Source organism: Halomonas sp. H2, assembly GCF_050215315.1.
Taxonomy (GTDB): domain Bacteria; phylum Pseudomonadota; class Gammaproteobacteria; order Pseudomonadales; family Halomonadaceae; genus Vreelandella.
This window is the reverse complement of the sequence record NZ_CP189760.1, coordinates 2,118,252-2,135,205: the sequence shown is the minus strand read 5'-3', so window position 1 is coordinate 2,135,205 and position 16,954 is coordinate 2,118,252. Positions and strand designations below refer to the sequence as shown.

Annotated in this window: 16 protein-coding genes; 3 read left to right on the top strand and 13 right to left on the bottom strand. The window is 55.2% G+C overall.

Annotated features, from left to right (window positions below):
* Positions 1 to 4: 4 nt before the first annotated feature.
* Positions 5 to 3,904, top strand: coding sequence for an AAA family ATPase (locus ACQE2I_RS09900; RefSeq protein WP_427027956.1), 3,900 nt, complete (start codon positions 5 to 7; stop codon positions 3,902 to 3,904).
* On the opposite strand, the gene ACQE2I_RS09895 is transcribed toward ACQE2I_RS09900, so the two are convergent.
* Genes ACQE2I_RS09895 through queC form a run of 4 tightly spaced genes read right to left on the bottom strand, consistent with a single transcriptional unit; the run spans position 3,901 to position 6,417 of the window.
* On the bottom strand, positions 3,901 to 4,158 hold the full coding sequence (locus ACQE2I_RS09895) for a YkgJ family cysteine cluster protein (protein ID WP_427027955.1): 258 nt from the start codon (positions 4,156 to 4,158) through the stop codon (positions 3,901 to 3,903). The genes ACQE2I_RS09900 and ACQE2I_RS09895 overlap by 4 nt on opposite strands.
* The gene (locus ACQE2I_RS09890; protein ID WP_427027954.1) at positions 4,155 to 5,036 is read right to left on the bottom strand and encodes a 6-pyruvoyl trahydropterin synthase family protein; all 882 of its coding nucleotides are present in this window, start codon (positions 5,034 to 5,036) and stop codon (positions 4,155 to 4,157) included. Before ACQE2I_RS09890 ends, ACQE2I_RS09895 begins: the two co-directional genes overlap by 4 nt.
* The gene (queE, locus tag ACQE2I_RS09885; protein WP_427027953.1) at positions 5,036 to 5,704 is read right to left on the bottom strand and encodes a 7-carboxy-7-deazaguanine synthase; all 669 of its coding nucleotides are present in this window, start codon (positions 5,702 to 5,704) and stop codon (positions 5,036 to 5,038) included. Before queE ends, ACQE2I_RS09890 begins: the two co-directional genes overlap by 1 nt.
* Positions 5,704 to 6,417, bottom strand: coding sequence for a 7-cyano-7-deazaguanine synthase QueC (gene queC, locus ACQE2I_RS09880; protein ID WP_427027952.1), 714 nt, complete (start codon positions 6,415 to 6,417; stop codon positions 5,704 to 5,706). Before queC ends, queE begins: the two co-directional genes overlap by 1 nt.
* Before the next feature lie 221 nt (positions 6,418 to 6,638).
* On the opposite strand from queC, the gene ACQE2I_RS09875 reads away from it, so the two are divergent.
* Together ACQE2I_RS09875 and ACQE2I_RS09870 are read left to right on the top strand one after the other, a co-directional pair.
* Positions 6,639 to 7,064 (top strand): SRPBCC family protein, encoded by a 426-nt coding sequence (locus tag ACQE2I_RS09875; protein WP_427027951.1) that lies wholly within the window; start codon positions 6,639 to 6,641, stop codon positions 7,062 to 7,064.
* Positions 7,065 to 7,730 (top strand): TVP38/TMEM64 family protein, encoded by a 666-nt coding sequence (locus tag ACQE2I_RS09870; RefSeq protein ID WP_427027950.1) that lies wholly within the window; start codon positions 7,065 to 7,067, stop codon positions 7,728 to 7,730.
* 15 nt (positions 7,731 to 7,745) lie between these two features.
* Here ACQE2I_RS09870 and ACQE2I_RS09865 read toward each other — a convergent pair whose 3' ends face one another.
* The 9 genes from ACQE2I_RS09865 to ACQE2I_RS09825 all read right to left on the bottom strand — a co-directional run bounded on the left by ACQE2I_RS09865 (position 7,746) and on the right by ACQE2I_RS09825 (position 16,811).
* Complete coding sequence (locus ACQE2I_RS09865) at positions 7,746 to 7,985, bottom strand: DUF2789 domain-containing protein (RefSeq protein WP_427027949.1); 240 nt, start codon at positions 7,983 to 7,985, stop codon at positions 7,746 to 7,748.
* 87 nt (positions 7,986 to 8,072) lie between these two features.
* Positions 8,073 to 9,143, bottom strand: coding sequence for an asparaginase (locus ACQE2I_RS09860; RefSeq protein ID WP_427027948.1), 1,071 nt, complete (start codon positions 9,141 to 9,143; stop codon positions 8,073 to 8,075).
* Positions 9,144 to 9,174: 31 nt separating this feature from the next.
* Positions 9,175 to 10,386, bottom strand: coding sequence for an MFS transporter (locus ACQE2I_RS09855; protein WP_427027947.1), 1,212 nt, complete (start codon positions 10,384 to 10,386; stop codon positions 9,175 to 9,177).
* Between the two features lie 25 nt (positions 10,387 to 10,411).
* Entirely contained in the window at positions 10,412 to 10,915 is a 504-nt protein-coding gene (locus ACQE2I_RS09850; protein ID WP_427027946.1) for a hypothetical protein, read from the bottom strand.
* 107 nt (positions 10,916 to 11,022) lie between these two features.
* Positions 11,023 to 12,279, bottom strand: a complete 1,257-nt coding sequence (locus tag ACQE2I_RS09845; RefSeq protein WP_427027945.1) for a DEAD/DEAH box helicase — start codon at positions 12,277 to 12,279, stop codon at positions 11,023 to 11,025.
* 294 nt (positions 12,280 to 12,573) lie between these two features.
* The gene (locus ACQE2I_RS09840; RefSeq protein ID WP_427027944.1) at positions 12,574 to 13,056 is read right to left on the bottom strand and encodes a helix-hairpin-helix domain-containing protein; all 483 of its coding nucleotides are present in this window, start codon (positions 13,054 to 13,056) and stop codon (positions 12,574 to 12,576) included.
* Positions 13,057 to 13,122: 66 nt separating this feature from the next.
* Positions 13,123 to 13,707, bottom strand: a complete 585-nt coding sequence (locus ACQE2I_RS09835) for a PqiC family protein (RefSeq protein WP_427027943.1) — start codon at positions 13,705 to 13,707, stop codon at positions 13,123 to 13,125.
* 67 nt (positions 13,708 to 13,774) lie between these two features.
* Positions 13,775 to 15,460: an intermembrane transport protein PqiB gene (gene pqiB, locus ACQE2I_RS09830; protein WP_427027942.1), complete on the bottom strand. Its 1,686-nt coding sequence runs from the start codon at positions 15,458 to 15,460 to the stop codon at positions 13,775 to 13,777.
* Positions 15,453 to 16,811 carry a PqiA/YebS family transporter subunit gene (locus tag ACQE2I_RS09825; protein WP_427031424.1) on the bottom strand — a complete coding sequence of 453 codons (1,359 nt, stop codon included), beginning with the start codon at positions 16,809 to 16,811 and terminating at the stop codon, positions 15,453 to 15,455. Before ACQE2I_RS09825 ends, pqiB begins: the two co-directional genes overlap by 8 nt.
* Positions 16,812 to 16,954 lie beyond the last annotated feature (143 nt).

The window sequence follows — 16,954 nt, the reverse complement described above, 5'->3', positions numbered from 1 at the left end:
TATCATGCGCGATGCTCGTGAGACTGGCCAGTTAACCCTTTTTGGCCACTTTTCGCTTACTCAAGGCGAAGATTTATTAACCCATTTTAGCTACGATAAAGTAAAGGCGTTGCTCGTTTATCTCCTGCTGCATCGTCAGCCGGTTAATCGAGCCGCCTTGGCAGAGCTTTTGTGGCCTGACCAGGGGGTGTCGTCGGGTAGAACGAATCTGCGTCACGCGCTGCACTGTTTACGCCAGTCATTAGGCGAGAGCGCGGACCAAGTGTTAAGTGTCTCGCGGCAAACGATTGCCTTCCAGCTGCCCACCAATTGGCAAGTGGATCTGCATGCGCTTCAGCAATTACTGGAAGGCCCCCGCGACTTAGATACCCTTGAAGCCTTGATGGCCTGTTACCAAGGCGACTTGATTGAAGAGCTACAGCTAGCAAGCTGCAGTGAATTTCAGCGCTGGTTAGTTCAGGTACGCAACGAGTGGCGTCAACGGGTCATTCGGTTTGCTGAACAGGTGCTTGAAGCGCACGCCGATGTTCCTGACCCTACCTTGGAAACCTTGGTCAGTCGTTTTTCCGGCTACGGTCCTTTTCATGAGCGTTTGGTACGCCAGCTCGCCGAGCAAAATCAAATGGCCGCCGCGCACGAACAATATAATAGCTACTTACAGCTATTGGCATTGTCGGGCCAGCAGCCAGAGCCAAGCTTTTTACAATTAGCCAGTTACTGGTCTGATGGCCACCACGACCCGCGCATGATGAGCCCTCAGGGGGCTTTTTCACGCGCGTTAGCTGCCGACAGCAAACCGCTGCGTGAAGATGAAATTGAGCTACGTCAGCTCTCCGTTATGGCAATACGCCTGCGCTTAAAAGGGGAGTGGCAAGATCGCGCTGCGACGCGCCACTGCCTTACTCTGCAGTTAGAGTTATTGCGTTGGTTAGAGCAGCAGTGCCATCACCTGGGCGGTTTTTGGTTGCCTGGCGCTACCGGCGGTTTGGGGTTGGCCTGTTTTGGCACCCACGGCCCGGCCCATCAACTGGCTGAATTGGTAGCGCTCTACGAGCATTGCCGCCAGGCGCTGCCCCAAGAGAGTGCGCGTCACTGGGAAGGCGAGGATGAAGTACCGCAATTTGAACTGGCCGCTGGCTTGCACAGTGGCCGGGTGGTTTATCTGCCTGAGCGGCAGTTGGCCGACCCCTTGGGGCAAGTCACCCAAACTTCATTAGAGCTGATGAGTGCCGCCGAGGGCAGTGAGCTGGTGATCTCTCAAGAGGCTAGCCAGCACATGCCGCCGGCGCTTGACCTTCAGCCACGGCTGGTGTCGCGCCTGGTCGCCAGCGACGGCCGGGTTCGCTTACGCGCCCTGGTGCTGGGCCAGAACGAGGGTGGCCGTGATGCACTGCCGCCTAGCTTGGTAGGGCGTGAAACCTCGCTACGCACCCTGCGCGATGCGTTAGCGCGGGCAGGCATTGGCTTGCGGCAAAGTGTCTTAGTGCGTGGGGCTTCTGGAATGGGTAAATCGGCGCTGATGGTCGGTTTTCGCCAACTTGAGCTCAGTCGCGATGCGGCTATTTGCTGGCAGCCCACCACGCGGCTGTCGGTGCTAGACCCTTACGGTGTTGCCCGGACACTGGTCAGCTGGTATCTACAGCAAACGCTAACCCTTGAGGCCATTCATACGCTGCAAGCAACGCTAGGGTTTGATCAGCTGGGGCCAGCCCGCCAGTATTTGCTGGAAGAGGCGCTTGGCGTTCATGACGTTCAGGAGGTTACCCAGCTTGCTCAAAGTGGTGAAGCGGTTGAGCTTGTGGTGATGCTACTGCAATGCTTAATTGAACGCCAAGCCACTACTCACACGCTGGTGTTGATGATTGACGATCTACAGTGGCTTGACGAACCCTCCTTTAAAGTTTTAGCCGGCCTGCAGGCGCGTTTACCGATTAATACCGCCTTTATGCTAGTGGCTAGCCACCATGGCCGAGAACCGCTGTCGGTGAAACTACACTGGGATCAGCAAATCAGCCTCGGCAATTTAGACGCACAACAGTCTTCGCGGCTTCTGTCTCAGCTATCTCGCCGTTATCGCATTCACCTGAGTCCGCGATTGCGTAATCAAATTATCGAGCGCTGTGATGGCGTACCGCTGTATATGCAGGAGATCTGCCGACGTCTGGATATGGACCGCCGTGAAGGGCGCAGTGTGCAGTTCGACGAGCTGCCCAAAGGTCTGTTAGGTCTGTTGGCAAGTCGTATTGATCAGTTAGAAAGCGATCGCGACATTGCGCATGTGGCGGCAGTGTTGGGTAAGCGTTTCCGGCTGGATTTCCTGCTTGAGTGTAGCGGTTGGGAAAAAGGCCGCCTCAACCAAGCGCTTGAGCATATGCGGGCATTGGAAATTGTTGAGCCGGTTGAAAAAGACAGTGGTGAACACGAGTATCAATTTAGCCATCAACTGTTGCAGGAAGCGGCCTACCTCTCTTGCCCACGGGATGTACGGGTGAAACTCCACCAGCAGGTGGTAACGTTAATTGAGGAGCGCTTTCCAGTTTGGATCAGTCGCCACCCCGGTGATTTTGCCACTCATTTACGCCGCAGCGGCCACTACGCTCGAGGCGCGCGCTACTTTGAGCTAGCTGCCCGGGAGGCTTTAAAAGTCAGCGCCAACCGAACGGCGCTACGTATGGCCGATTGCGGCTTGGCCAGCCTGCGCCACGTAGAGCACGAAATTGAGCGTGAAGTGAGCCTACTGACCGTGCGCGGCCAGGCGGCGTTTTCGTTAGAAGGGCACGGCTCGCCGACTGCCCACGAAAGCTTTGTGCGTGCCCGCGAACTGCTGCATGAATCGGGTAGCGATAGCTTGGAAGACCCCGAAGATTTAGAGCAAATTTTCTTGGTTAAGTGGGGGCTCTGGGTAGGGCGTAGCCAGCGTTATGCCCATGCGGATGCTTTTGCGCTCGCTTCGACACTTGCGGATATTGCCGGACGGCTTGAAGACCCACGCTACCGGCGTTTGGCTGACTATGCGCGCGCTAACTGTGAATATTGGGCTGGGCGTATTCAGCAGGCCTATGATCATTTAGATGAAATTGATCCGCTCAATGTACAGATGATGATCGAGTGGCTGCCGTTCTCCGATCACCCGCAAGTAACTGCCGCCTGTTTCCAGGGCTGGGCGTTGTGTTTGCGTGGTGATTATCTGCGCGCCGAGCGCCAGGTTTCGGCGGCGATTCGGCTGGCAGAGAAAATTGCCCATCCCGGCACCTTGGCGCTGGCGCTGCTATTTGCCGCCTCACTATACCGCCAACTTGGCCACGTCCATCTGGCTGCCCGGCACGCGGAACGGGCGGCGGCAATGACCGGCACGCCGGATTTACAGCTGTGGCAGATCTCCGCCCAAAGTATTTTGGGTTGGCAGCGGGCGCTGGCAGGGGATGCAGCCGGGTTAATTCAGGTGCGTGATAGCTTAGACCAAATGGCGGAGCTGAATGGACGGGATCGCTACCAACGACCGGTACTGTGGTACTCGGATGCCTGTATTGAGCTTGGTGAGTTAAATGCTGCGGAAGATTACCTGGACCAGTGTTTGGTCATCGCCCGTGAGCGCACAACGCTGTTTTTACCCGAGTTAGCCACCCAGTTGGCCAAGGTGCGTGATCTGCTAGGCCACCCCGCCAATGAAGTGAAGGCACTGGCTGAAATGGCGATTAACCAATCCCGCGAACACGGTAATCGTCACCAGGAATTAGCCGCGCTTGAGCTATGGTTAACGCGTATTGAACCCAACGACCAGCAGGCTAAAGAGAGTTTTAGGCGGTTATTAAGTGAAGTCAGTCACAGCGATGCGCCGGTGCTGACCCGTTGGATCAGCCTGCTGGATCGTCGCTTACCGCACCTGGTGGGCATTGAAGGCTAGCAGGTGTCCTGTTCTAACCAAGTCAGTGTGGCGAGCGCCTCATCACGGCGTTCCCCACACACGCTGGCGTCAAACTTAAAGCGTTCGCACACCGCTGGACGGCTAGGGTCGCTAAATAGACGACATAAATTATGCTCATCTAGCTGTACACAGCGCACGCCGGCCGGCTTGCCATTAGGCATTCCGGGAATTGCTGAACTAATGGAGGGCGCGATGCAGCAAGCGCCACACCCCGCCCGACAGCCTTCACTCATGGCATAGCACTTGGCACAGTACTTGGCACAGTACTTGGCATAGCACTGGGTGAAAACATGGCAATCGCGCCTTTATTGACGCCCTCGAACGCTTGAATACGTGTGTCGATCCCGCTCTGGGTGGCGATCTCTTTGGCTAACCAAGCCGCTATATTTTCGACCGTAGTGGGGCCTGGCAGTACGGCACACAAAGATCTGGGCAGAGTAATCGCAAACTCTCCCTGGGCGGCCTGATAGCGACAGCTAAGGGTGTCGCTATCGTGCGCCGCAATATCTGCTTCTTCAAGTAAGTAGCGATTATCCAGCCATGCCGCCCACTGCTGTTCCAGTCGCAGCTGACGTTCATTGTTCTGCCAGATATACAGTCGTGACCGATGGCCGTGGGCAATGCGCTGGCAATTGCCGGTATGCTGTTTCAAGCCGTGGCTATAACCGTAGGCTGCACCTTCAATGGCCTCGTCGCTTAGCGTTAAAGTGACTTGATGCACGTTAGTGGGCCGTTGCTCGGTTAGCTGTTGGCTTAAATGCTCGGCGACGGTGTCCAGCGTAATGGCGTGCCAGGGGAGCAGGCTAAACGCCTCATGAGGCCCGCGTACTTCCATTGGGTAGGGTGTGGTCGTGGTAATACACAGCCCTTCAGGACATTCAGTAACGTTGACACCCTGGGCCTGGGTAGGTACCAGTAGCGTATGATCAAGGCCGCTATCTAGCGTGCGTTTGATCCACGGTTTGACTTCACCGAAATCGAACAGCATACCATCTTCGCCCAGCTCGCCATCCAGCACGGCGTCCACCTGCCAGCTACAGCCGACAAGACCGCGCTTTGGGCACCAAAGGGAGGCGTCGATATGCGTTAGTTGTTTAACAAATAAAGACATTAATCAAAGCCTGCTAATTTGTGCATTTGTAGTGATAAACGCCACTGTGGATTTGCCATACAGTAAGCGGTCGTCTCAACGACGGTTGTCTTATGCTGGTTTAAAGGGGCAAGATCCATCGGTTGTAGAAAAAAGTGTTTAAAGCCAAGGCTTGTAAACTTTTCAGGAGGTGCATCGGTTTGGGGGAAAACCAGCTTCAGCTCATCGCCCTGGGTTACGGCTAACGGGTTGCTGCCTTTAGGGCTAACGCAGAGCCAATCGATGCCGGGAGGCGGTGCTAGTGTACCGTTGGTCTCAACGGCCACCTCAAAGCCATGCTGGTGCAGAGCGGTGATCAATGCGCTATCGAGCTGCAGTAAAGGCTCACCGCCGGTGAACACCACATAGGGCGTTGCATAGGCCTTTGCGTCGGTCTGTGCATTGACGCTTTGAGCGGGCCAGAGTGCAGTGATGTGCTCGGCTAGCGCGCTGGCGTTAGCAAACTTTCCGCCATTGATGCCGTTAGTGCCGATAAAATCAGTATCGCAAAAGGTGCATTTAGCCGTTGCTCGGTCAACCTCACGGCCAGACCATAGATTGCAGCCGCTAAAGCGACAGAAAACGCTAGCTCTGCCGGCCTGAGCTCCTTCCCCTTGCAGGGTATAAAACGCTTCTTTGACCTGATACATCAGCGCTGACCTACTGCACTGTTCACGCTATAAGCCAATGGGTCGGTGACACCGTTGGCCGCAAACGCGGCCAGCCGTTCGCGGCAGCTGCCACAAACCCCACAAGCGAGCTCACGGCCCTCGTAGCACGTCCAGGTATGGGCGTAATCCAACCCCATGGCAAGACCTTCGCGCAAAATGTCGGCCTTACTGGTGTATAAATACGGGGCGTGTAGCGTTACCGGCTCGAAGTTGGCAATGCCCGCTACTTGATTCATCGCCTCGACGAATTCGGGGCGACAGTCAGGGTAGAGGACGTGGTCGCCGCCATGGGCGCCGTAGTCGACGCGTTCTGCACCAATATTGACGGCCTTGGCAATCGCCAGGGAGAGCAGCATCATATTACGGTTAGGCACCACAGTGGCGCGCAGATTGTCCGCGTCATAATCACCCTGGGGCATTGCCTGGTCGGGGTTGGTGAGCGCCGAATTATCGATCAGGCCGTGAATCGCTCGGATATCGACGACTTGATGGGGTACGCTAAGTGAGGCGCAAACCTGGCGTGCCGTGTCGAGTTCGCGAGCATGCCGTTGGCCATAGTCAAATGAGAGCGCGTGTACGGTAAGGCCTTCACGCAGCGCGCGGTGAAGCACGGTATAGGAGTCCATTCCACCGGAGTAGATAACAACGGTAGTGGTCGCTGTGCCAGCAGCCACTGGGGGTATTGATGACATGAGAAAACACTCTTTGTCGGAGAATTTGTTAATCGCGAGCAGCGGTTAGCTGGTGCGGCGTTCCGGGGTCCGGTCCGGAAGGGCGGCAGTTTACGCAAAAGTCGTTAATCTGACCAGTTCTAGCGACTCTTGATGTCACCATTAGCGCTAAAAAGTGCGTTGGCGGGCAGCATTAATATCAACATGCTACGCTAGCCAGCCACGCTGTTAGAGGGAAACCAATGGCTACCATTGAACACAGTGAAATCGTTAACGCACCACCCGAGCGCGTATTTGAACTCCTGCGCCGTATTGAAGACTTTGCTGGTTACTCTGACCTAATTCGTTCGATTGATTCATTGGGCGAAAACCGCTATCGATGGCACGTGCGTGCTGTGGGTATGGACTGGGCATTTGATGTACTGGTGACCGAAATTCAGCCCCCCAACGTGCTTGCTTGGGAGTCGCTAGATGGGGTTAAAAACCAGGGGCGTTACCAGCTTCGCGAAGTGCTGGAAGGTACCGAGGTGGCGTTGACGCTGAGCTATGAAATTCGCAATCGCTTAATGGAAAAGGCGGTCAATAAAGCCGCTAAGCCGTTAGTGGGCAAAGTGAGTGGTCAAATCCTTGAGCGTGTTGAAGCGCGTTTAAATGATAAGCACGCTTGAATGAGCAGCTCACCAAGGCAGCCGTGGCGCTGGGCGTTCGGTTTTGCATGTCTCGCTATGCTGGCCTATCTGTGGCTATGGTATTCACCAGATTTGATGGCGGTTAAACAGTGGGCTGCCCAGACGACGCATCATCCTGTAGTGATTATAGGGGTGATGGTAATTATGGCCGTTACCTTATCTATAGGATTGCCCGGCAGTATTGGACTATGGCTTATTGCGCCCTTTTACCCACCGCTGATTGCCACGGTAATGCTGACACTAAGTAGCGTGGCGGGGGCGTTGGGGGCTTATCAATTAGCCGCGAGAGCAAGCCAGCGTTGGAGCCCTAAAGGGCTGACTTTGAAAGTCATGCAGATGTTGGAACAACGTAGTGATTTAATGACACAGTGCGCATTGCGGGTATTGCCAGGCTTTCCCCACTCGGTTATCAATTTCGCTGCAGGTTTGCGCAGCATCTCCCTTAAAACTTACCTTTTGGCAGCGGCGCTTGGTTTATCGATAAAGTGGGGCGTCTATAGTAGTGCGATCTATGGCGCCTTAGAGGCTATCGAAGAGGGGAATGCCCTGCAGTTTGATGTTGTGCTACCGTTGATCGCCTTAGCGATATTACTGCTGACAGGTGCCTGGTATAGGCGCCGCGTAGAAGCGGCGCGAGACACGTAAAGAGAGCAGCTAATTCTAGTGAGATTTATGCATTGAGGCATCAAGGTGATCGACCACCTCGGCCCAATCGGCGTCTTCATCTATTGCTTCTTTTAGAAACTCGGCCTGCCCCTCGTTCCAGCAAGGGGCTTCAGCCAGCGGCATTGTTTCAGGTAGCGGAGCGTTACGCTGTATAAAGCGCTCAATAGAATCTGCATCAGAAGCCAGCCCCAACTGCTCGAATAGTTCGCTAAAATGGTGTACCGGCTTTTGCATAATTTGTTGCTCCTTCAAACTGTTAGGTTATCACCTACACCATAGCCTGAATCTGAGCTTACGCCAGCTCTCAAGCACCTGGATGGATTAACGCTCACCCACAAGTGAGGCTAAAAAGCGACGGCGCTGATCCGCTAAAGAGAGCGGCTGAGCGAGCACATGGATTAATTTGGTGAAGGCAGCCTCGGGCGTCATGCCATCACCGGCTAAAATGCCTGCATCGCTAAGTCCATGGCCTGCTGCATAAGCGCCCAGTTGAACGCTTCCCTGCGGGCACTGGCTAATGGCGGCAAGCAGTTTGCCTTCGCCGCTGGCTTTAGCCAATACTTCCAGCAAGCCAGGTTCCTCGGGTATGTTGCCAGCGCCCCAGAGCTGTAGAAGGGCGCCTTTAACACGCGAATCACCCAGCCAAGCCTCCAACTGCCAAGCTGAAATTCCCGGCCACAGTACTATGCGTACCACCTCGCCTTGATTAACCAAGCGGTAGTCAGGTAGCTCAAAACGGGGAGCGCCACGTTGTTGCAGGCCAAGACCACGGCTTGGGTAATAAACAAAATCGTCGCCTACTCGCTCGCCGAGCAGGGGGTAGTTGGGGCTTGCAAAGGCATCGGGTGCTTCGCTGTGCTGCTTAATGGCGCGTGCGCCCCGCAACAATTGCCCGGCAAAGTAAATAGCCACCTCTTTGAGCGCGGGCTTGGCGGCGAACTGCAGAGCGCCATACACATTGCCCAGGGCGTCGCTGCCGGGCGTTTCCAGTGGCAGCATGGAGCCCGTCACTACCACCGGTCGATCCAATCCCTGCAACTGATAGGCTAAGCTGGCAGCGGTCCAGCTAAGGGTATCCGTGCCATGAATAATGACAAAGCCAGCGTAGGCCGTTAGTTGGTTAGTCACGTCGCGGGCGAGCTGATGCCAGCTAAGCGGTGTGGCAGCGCTTGAATCTATTAGCGTGGCATAGCTAATAACCTCATAAGGCGGGAGGGCTTGCTGTTGGGCAAGCGGTAACTGATTAAGGGCAGTGGCCATGCGGGTGGCAAAGTCGCCGCTCGGCGCCAACCCATGGGCTTGCTGCTGCATGCCGATTGTACCGCCCGTATAAATAACCAGAATGTGATGTTCACTGGGCGGCGTTTCAGATAAAGGGGAGTGGGAGCTCATGGCCTTTTCCTGGAGAGTCAGTAAATACGAGTCAAGGAGTGCGAGTAACGTGCTCTACCAAAAGCCCGCCGCTTTGGTCATCTAAGCGCCGATTGCGTCCAGCCAGTAACGCAAAGCCACAGCAAACAGTGAGCAGAACAATTAACAGCCAGGCGATATGTGAGGTGCTGGCGCCAGATTGGAGCATTACCCCCACGCCAAAAGGCCCGAGCGCTGCCAGTGTATAGCCACCGCCTTGGACAAGCCCTGAGAGCTGGCCAGCAAGGCGGGAGTTGGCCGTGCGTAAAACTAACAGGCTTAGCGCCAGGCTAAAGCTGCCCCCTTGGCCGATACCCAGCAGGGCGGCGCCGGGCCACTTCCATACCAGTGGCGCTATCAATAGCATCCAAAGCCCCATGGCGGTGCTTAACAACACTAATAGCAATGCGGGGCGCTGGTCTTTTCCCATGCGTGCGAGCCAGGGAGCGCCCAGTGCGGAAGCCAACTGACACATGATGGAAACCGCCATGGTCCAGCCCGCATCGGCCTCGTTATAGCCGCGATCAATTAGCAGCGTTGGCAGCCAGCCAAACACGATATACGCCATTGAAGATTGAATGCCCATAAACAGCATGACCTGCCAGGTAAGCGGCTGTTTAAGCAAGCGTAAAATACCGCTTTTAGGTGGGGCGGAGCTGTTTGTGAGAGCCGAGCGGGGCATCTGAAAGTGCCACAGTACAAGCGCGAATAGCGCCAGTAATGACCAGCTCATCAAGCTTGCCTGCCAACTACCAAGCAGTTGGGTGAGCGGTACACTAAACCCTGCCCCCAGGGCGCCCCCTAAACACAGCGCCATGGTGTAAAGCCCGGTAAGCAGGTCCGCGCTTTCAGGCAGTTCACGTTTAACCAAGGCAGGCAGCAGGGTGCCGCCAATGCCAATCGCGCAGCCTGCCATTGCTGAGCCGATAAATAGCACGCTAGGGAGTGGTAGGCCTCGCAAAATAAGCCCTGCGGCAAGCAGTATCAACGCTGCGCTTAGCGCTCGTTCGCTACCCAGTCGCTTTGCAAGCGTAGGGGCAAGCGGAGCGGATAGGCCTAAAAACAGCACAGGAAGCGTGGTGAGCAGGCCCGCGGCGGTAGCGGAAAGCCCCGCACTCTCTTGTAGCCGGGTTAGTAAGGGGGCAACTGAGGACATGGCGGGGCGTAAATTTAGCCCCACCACGACCATCAGCAGAATAAACGTAATTGAACGACGAGAAGCCATGTCTGTGCTTATTTCATGCCAGTGCTTACTTGAGATGAGGGCGCAAGTCTCCGCGAACGGCGTCGAGTAGCGTAATGAAGTGGTAATCCTGGGGGGTATCCAAGCAGTCAACCCTAACGCTAGTGCGCATGCCTTTATCCATATGCAACTGGTCGAATATTTCTAATGTTAGCTTGCGTGCAGGTTTATCGCCTGGCGCCATGATGCCGTCTTCAAGGCTAAAGGTTTCAAGCAGGGTGACGCGCACACGAGTGCTGTTGCCTTCGCTAAGTACGCGGCGAACAAACAGCCAACCTTCGCAGGGTAGCGCGTGATTGTCGTCGCGTTGGCGTAAGAACAGCGTGCGGTAGCAAGCACCTTCAACAGACGCTTTTTCGGCCATGCTGCGATAAGCCTGAACCACTTGATTAGCAGAGGCGCGTGCATCTTCTAATCGCTGGACAATTCCTTGATGTTCGCGGCTGAGCTGTTCTTGACGTTGAAATGTCAGCCATTGGCGGTACTCGGCCATAAGTTGGGAAGACGCCATAGTCACTCCATGAAAAATTGCTCATGCCTAAAGGCTAAAAATAGCTGCTGAAAACAGCCGCTTGGAATATGCAAAGGTGACACCTTCGCATATTCCAGGTCTCGGAGCTAGCGGCGGGCGCGTCGTTTACGCTCACCACTGGCATTGGCACTCTGGCCTTCGGGTTTGCGTTTAGCACGCGGCTGGCGCTGATTGCGACGTCCGTTTTCGATAGGCTCAGGTTTAATGCTGGGGTCAGGCTCAAAACCGGGCTCTATATGCTTCGGGAGTGACTGTTTGATCAGCCGCTCAATATTGCCGAGCAGGGCATGTTCATCAACACAGACCAGCGAGACTGCCTCGCCATTGCTGCCAGCGCGCCCTGTGCGCCCAATACGGTGGACATAATCTTCGGCGACGTTGGGTAGGTCAAAATTGACCACATGGGGTAGTTCATTGATATCTAGGCCGCGGGCCGCAATGTCGGTCGCTACCAGTACTTGCAAATCGCCGCTCTTAAACGCCGTTAATGCACGGGTGCGTGCACCCTGGCTTTTATTGCCATGGATAGCCATGGCGGGAATGTCTTGCTTAGAGAGCTGTTCTGCTAGCCGGTTAGCGCCATGCTTGGTACGGGTGAACACCAGTACTTGAAACCAACCATTCTGGTGGATTAAATGGGCCAGCAGTTCGCGCTTTTTCTCACGATCTACCCGGTAAATCGCCTGCTCGATTTTCTCTGCCGTCGCGTTACGCGGCGCCACTTCAATCATGGCGGGATTATCCAGCAGCTGTTGAGCCAGGGTTTGAATCTCATTAGAGAACGTGGCTGAGAACAGCAGGTTTTGGCGCTTTTTAGGCACTAAGCGCAGCAGACGCTTGATATCGTGAATGAAGCCCATGTCGAGCATACGGTCAGCTTCATCCAGTACTAAGATTTCAACCGCGGAGAGGTCGACATGCCCTTGTTGGTGCAGATCCAGCAGGCGGCCTGGGGTGGCCACCAGTACATCCAGGCCGGCTTTTAGTGCGTCGATTTGGGGCTGTTGACCCACGCCGCCAAAGATAATGTGAGAGCGTAGCGCAAGATGCTGGCCGTAGGTCGAAACACTTTCGCCGACTTGAGCGGCAAGCTCGCGGGTAGGGGTTAGTACCAGCGCACGCACCTGACGTTTTCCAGGTCGTTTGCCCGTGCTTAGGCGCTGTAGCATTGGCAGCGTAAAGCCAGCGGTTTTGCCAGTGCCGGTTTGGGCGCTGGCTAACATGTCACGACCTTCTAACACGACGGGGATGGCCTGTCGTTGAATCGGAGTAGGTTCGGTGTAACCTTGCGCTGTGACAGCGCGTAACAAATCGGCGTGCAGGCCAAGTTCAGAAAAGCTCATGCGTTCTCCGCAGTCACCTAGTGATTCAGTACCGGTAAGTAGTTGTTGCCACTAGATGTAATGTTCAAAAAGCGAGGTTGATTCACCTTCGCGGCCGCGAAGTGTGCCAGATATCTAAGCGTGCCGCGATGGTCGTTGGTTAGCCGTGGATGACCGTGACAGGAGACGTGAAGGCTACAGCGCGAAGGAGCGCTGCGATCTGATGTGCACGGACACACCAGAAACTTACGTGTCAGCAATAAGCGGGGCAGTGTAACACGGTTATAGATCGACAGCTTGTTTAGCTGTCTCGCATCAGTGGGGGTGATGGGCGTGCAAGGGGATAAGTCTAGCCAGTGTAGCCGGGGATAATTGGAGCTTGGCTAGCGCCTCAGGTGTTAATGCAAAAAATTGCTCTGGGGTATAAACGCCCTGTTGAAAAAGCTGTTGCGCGGTTGCCGGCCCGATACCGTCGAGGGCGAGTAGCCAGCGCGCAAAAAGTGAAATGAAGCGATTGATTTGTGGTTCATCTAGCGTGTCGTGAGCGGCTTGATAGTAGTGACCGGCACATACCGTAATAAATTGCTCAATACGCTCAAGCGCAGCGAGGGTGGAGGCATCTAACGAGTGAACGGCTAACTGATCAAATAGCGCATCATGGCTAATCAAGGCGGTTTCGAGAGTTGCTAACGTTGCTTCGCCCTCTAGCAGGGTGGTTACCGTTTGCATCAGCGCGTTGACCCCGTCGCGCAGTTGCTCAACGGGTAATACGGCTGTCTGGTTGGAGGCATCTGTCATGTGAGCATCCCTGTGAGGGGTTAGCATTTAGCCAAGTGCAAAAAATGGGTTTTAAATCAACGGTGACTAATCGAAATAATCGCCCTGACGTATTTGATTGGCGATAAGCTCAGCGGCCTGCTCCCAGCTAGTGCCTAATGCGCGTACCAGCGCCGGGTAGCCATCTTCTTCAAGCGTAGTTTCCACATGGAAATTTTCCATAGCTAGCAGTTCCCCCGTATCGTCCAGCAATTGCCACTGACCGCTGGCAAGGGCAACACCATCAAAACGCCCCTGAAACTGGTCAACGTCTAGGCGCAGCGTTAAAGCATTGGGTTGGGCGCCCTCTGCGCGGATAACCCTTAGCGTGGGTAGCGCTTGCGAGAGGTTAGAGCGCATTTCACGCTCTAGCTGCCTGTTCAGCCCTTCTGCCCACTGGTGTTCACGAGCGGCATTCAAAGTAATGTCGTCGAGCTGCATAACGATGCCATCAACATCCAGGTAATGAGCAAGCCGCGGGGCACTCAGTTGAAGGGTGCCCTCTGGTTGACGGGGTGTGTTGGCTGATTGGTCGCTCGGCAGCATATAGCGTGCGGGGGGGGTAACGCTGCTGGCGCAGGCAGATACAAGTAAGCAGAGCATCAGCATCAGTAGGCACTTTACCTGTGTCAACTTATTACTTCTTCTCATCAAGTTTGTCCCTCTCAACATGCTTGTCCCTTTGAACATAGTGGACTCCTTAGTCACGTGGCGCACGCGGAATGGGGTCTTGGGCGTCTAGGTTATCAAACAGCAGTGCCCTGGGGTTGTCATTGAGCGTACGAGTGAGTGGCTGCAGGTCACGCATCAGGCGATCCAAACGTTCAATGGCTGTTGTAAGCTCCTGATAGGCAGGCGATGAGGGGGATAAGCCCTGTAGCGTGCTGCGCAGTTCCTCTAGCGTTGCGTTTAGGTTGCCCCCAACGGCCTGCGTTTCTGGGTCATTGAGTAACTGATTTAGAGAAGTGCTGACTTCGCGAACTTCATTGAGCATGCTCTCAGAGGCCTGCAGGTTACGATCCAAGCCGGTTAGCAGCGGTTCAACTTCAAGGGCGTTTAGCTTGTCGAGTAAATCGGTCACCTGGGCCTGTATCTGGGCAAAGCCGCCAGGCACGGTGGGGAAAACGGCGCGATCCGAGAAGCGCTCGGCAGCATACTCGTCGGCAAGGTCACGCTGGAAATTTAAATCGACAAACAGGGCGCCTGTCAGCAGGCTGCTACTTTTTAACGAGGCGCGCAGCCCGAGGCCGAACATGCGCTGGAACCGAGCCTCCCATTCTTCCAGGTCAATATCGCTATTTTCTATGCCCAGGCGTTGAGGCTCAATCCTAATCAGGATGGGAATCGCGAAGCGCGCGCGCGAGTCGGGCTGGGGTGCGGTAAAGTTCCAGGGCACGGCGGCAACGGTGCCCAGTCGCACGCCACGAAACTCTACCGGCGCCCCTTTGGAAAGACCGCGTACCGTTTCGTCTGCCAGCAGTACATATTCCAAGTAGCGGTTAAAGGTGCCTTCCCGTGCGGTGTTTTCGTCGGCATACAGCGTAAAACGGGTATTGGCTTCCACCGGTTGCCCCATGGGTAGGTCTTCGGGTACGCCGAAGGTAACACCGCCCACCAATAGTGCCTCCAGGGATTCAACGTTAACCCGAACACCGTTGGCGTCTAAGCGGAAATCAACACCGCTAGAGGTCCAGAAGCGGGTGCTGTCGGTGACTAAATTGGTATACGGCTCTTCAATAAATACCTGATGCCGCATGGTGCGTGACTCAGGCTCAAAACTATTCTCTTCGATACGACCTACGGTGTAGCCCTGGTAGGAGACCGGGTCACCTACCCGTAGTGAATTGCCCAGTTGACTCGTTAAGCTAAGACGCAGGCCTGCTTGGCCTGCGGGCGCAACAGGGGGAATATCGCTTACCGGGAATTCTCTCCGTGGCGCTTCCTCGGTGCCTGGCTCAAGCTGAATATAAGCGCCAGAGAGCACGGTGCCCAACCCGCTGATACCTTCACGTCCAATGCGCGGCTTGACCACCCAAAAACGGGTGTCTTCGCGCAGCATATCTTCTACCTCAGGCTGAATGCGGGCGGTTAGCACTGCATGGGAGAGGTCGTCCGACAGGCGCACACTCTGCACTCGGCCAATTTCAACATTACGGCTGCGAATTAGCGTATTGCCCGCTTCGATACCCTCGGCACTCTCCATGGTCAGCGTTACTTGGGTGCCACGACTGGCGTAGTTGTCATAAACCAGCCATAAACCAATGGCAATCGCGACGATAGGCACGACCCAAATGGGTGAGAGCCTTGTCTGGCGTGATGTCTTGGCTTTGTTTAGATCCTGACCGTTTGTTGGGTTGGGATTTGGCGATGCTGTTTCATTAGCCATCAACAGGTTCCTTGGTGGCCGTTTTACGGCGAAGAAGAGAGTGACGAGGCGGGAGAGGAGTGTCCCAAATTAAGCGCGGATCAAAGCTCATCGCCGCTAACATGGTTAACACCACCACGGAGCCAAAGGCGAGTGCCGCCGGGCCTGGTGTAATGGACATCAAGGAGCCCGCGCGAATCAGCGCGACTAAAATAGCCACCACGAAGACATCCACCATTGACCAGCGACCAATAAACTCTGTTAAGCGATACAGCCGGGTGCGGCTTTGGGCGTTTAATGCACTGCTGCGCCTAACGACTAAGCAGAGCCAGGTTAATGCCACCAATTTGCCGACGGGGACGATCACGCTGGCAATAAAGATAATCACCGCAATTGGCCATGAGCCCATCTGAATCAGCTGCACCACACCGCCAATAATGGTCGAAGGCGAGGAGTTACCTAAGCTGGTGGTGGTCATAATGGGGTATACGTTGGCGGGAATGTACATGATGGCCGATGCACCGAGAAGTGCCCATGTGCGCTGCAAGCTGTTAGGTAGCCGCTGATGAAGCTTTTCATAGCAGCGAATGCAGCGCCCTCGGCCCTGCGGCGATAGCCGATTGATCAGCCCGCAGGTGGGGCAGCCGGTTAGCCCTTGTTCGCCAGCAGGTAGTCCTGTCTGAGTGCCTTCGGGGGCCAGTGGTTCTCCCTCTAGCGAGAACCACATCCAATCGGCGTCCAGGGACTGACTGGTCATTAGCAGCAGTAGAGAAAATGCGCAAAATGCCCAAAAGGAGATGCCTAGGGTCACGTCGGCCAGGCCGGTGATTTTTATCAGGCTCACCAATGCGCCGATAATAAACACATCAGCCATCATCCATGGCGTTAAGTGCGCTAGTGACCGGGCGATATCACGACTAAAGGGCAGGGGGTGGTCGCGGAGTAGCCCAAATTGCAGCCAGATAACGCCCAATAGGTAGACCGCGGGCAGTACCACAATCGTCATAATGACGGCGATAGCAACGACCGGCTGGTGAAAGCCGATCAAGGTGGTGGCGGTCTGTGTCAGTTCAATGCGGTTACTCACCCCACTGACCGTAAAGCTAATAAAGGGGAACGACACTGCTATTATAAGGGCCACAAGCGAGGCGATGGCCAGAGCCATGCTGCGCTGGACTGGATAACGGTGGCGTTTAACCAGCACGTGTGAGCAGCGCGGACAGCTTGCTTTCGCGCCAGAGTTTAACGGCGGCAGCGCTGATACCCAGTCGCACTCATGACAGGCACGCAAACGCCGTCGCTGAGTTCGAGCCTCAGGTGGCAAGCGGTCAACAAGGGGGGCGTTGGCCGGCAGTGTACGGCGTTTAATCAATCGTTGTAGAGGCAAAAACCAAAACTCTCAGTGCGAGCCCCTAGTAAAACTACTAGGATGTGGCGGATTAAGCTGTCAAATACGCAGTTTAGCAAGCCTATGTCGCTGAAATAATGCTTAAAAACATAGGCTGGCCGCTTGAC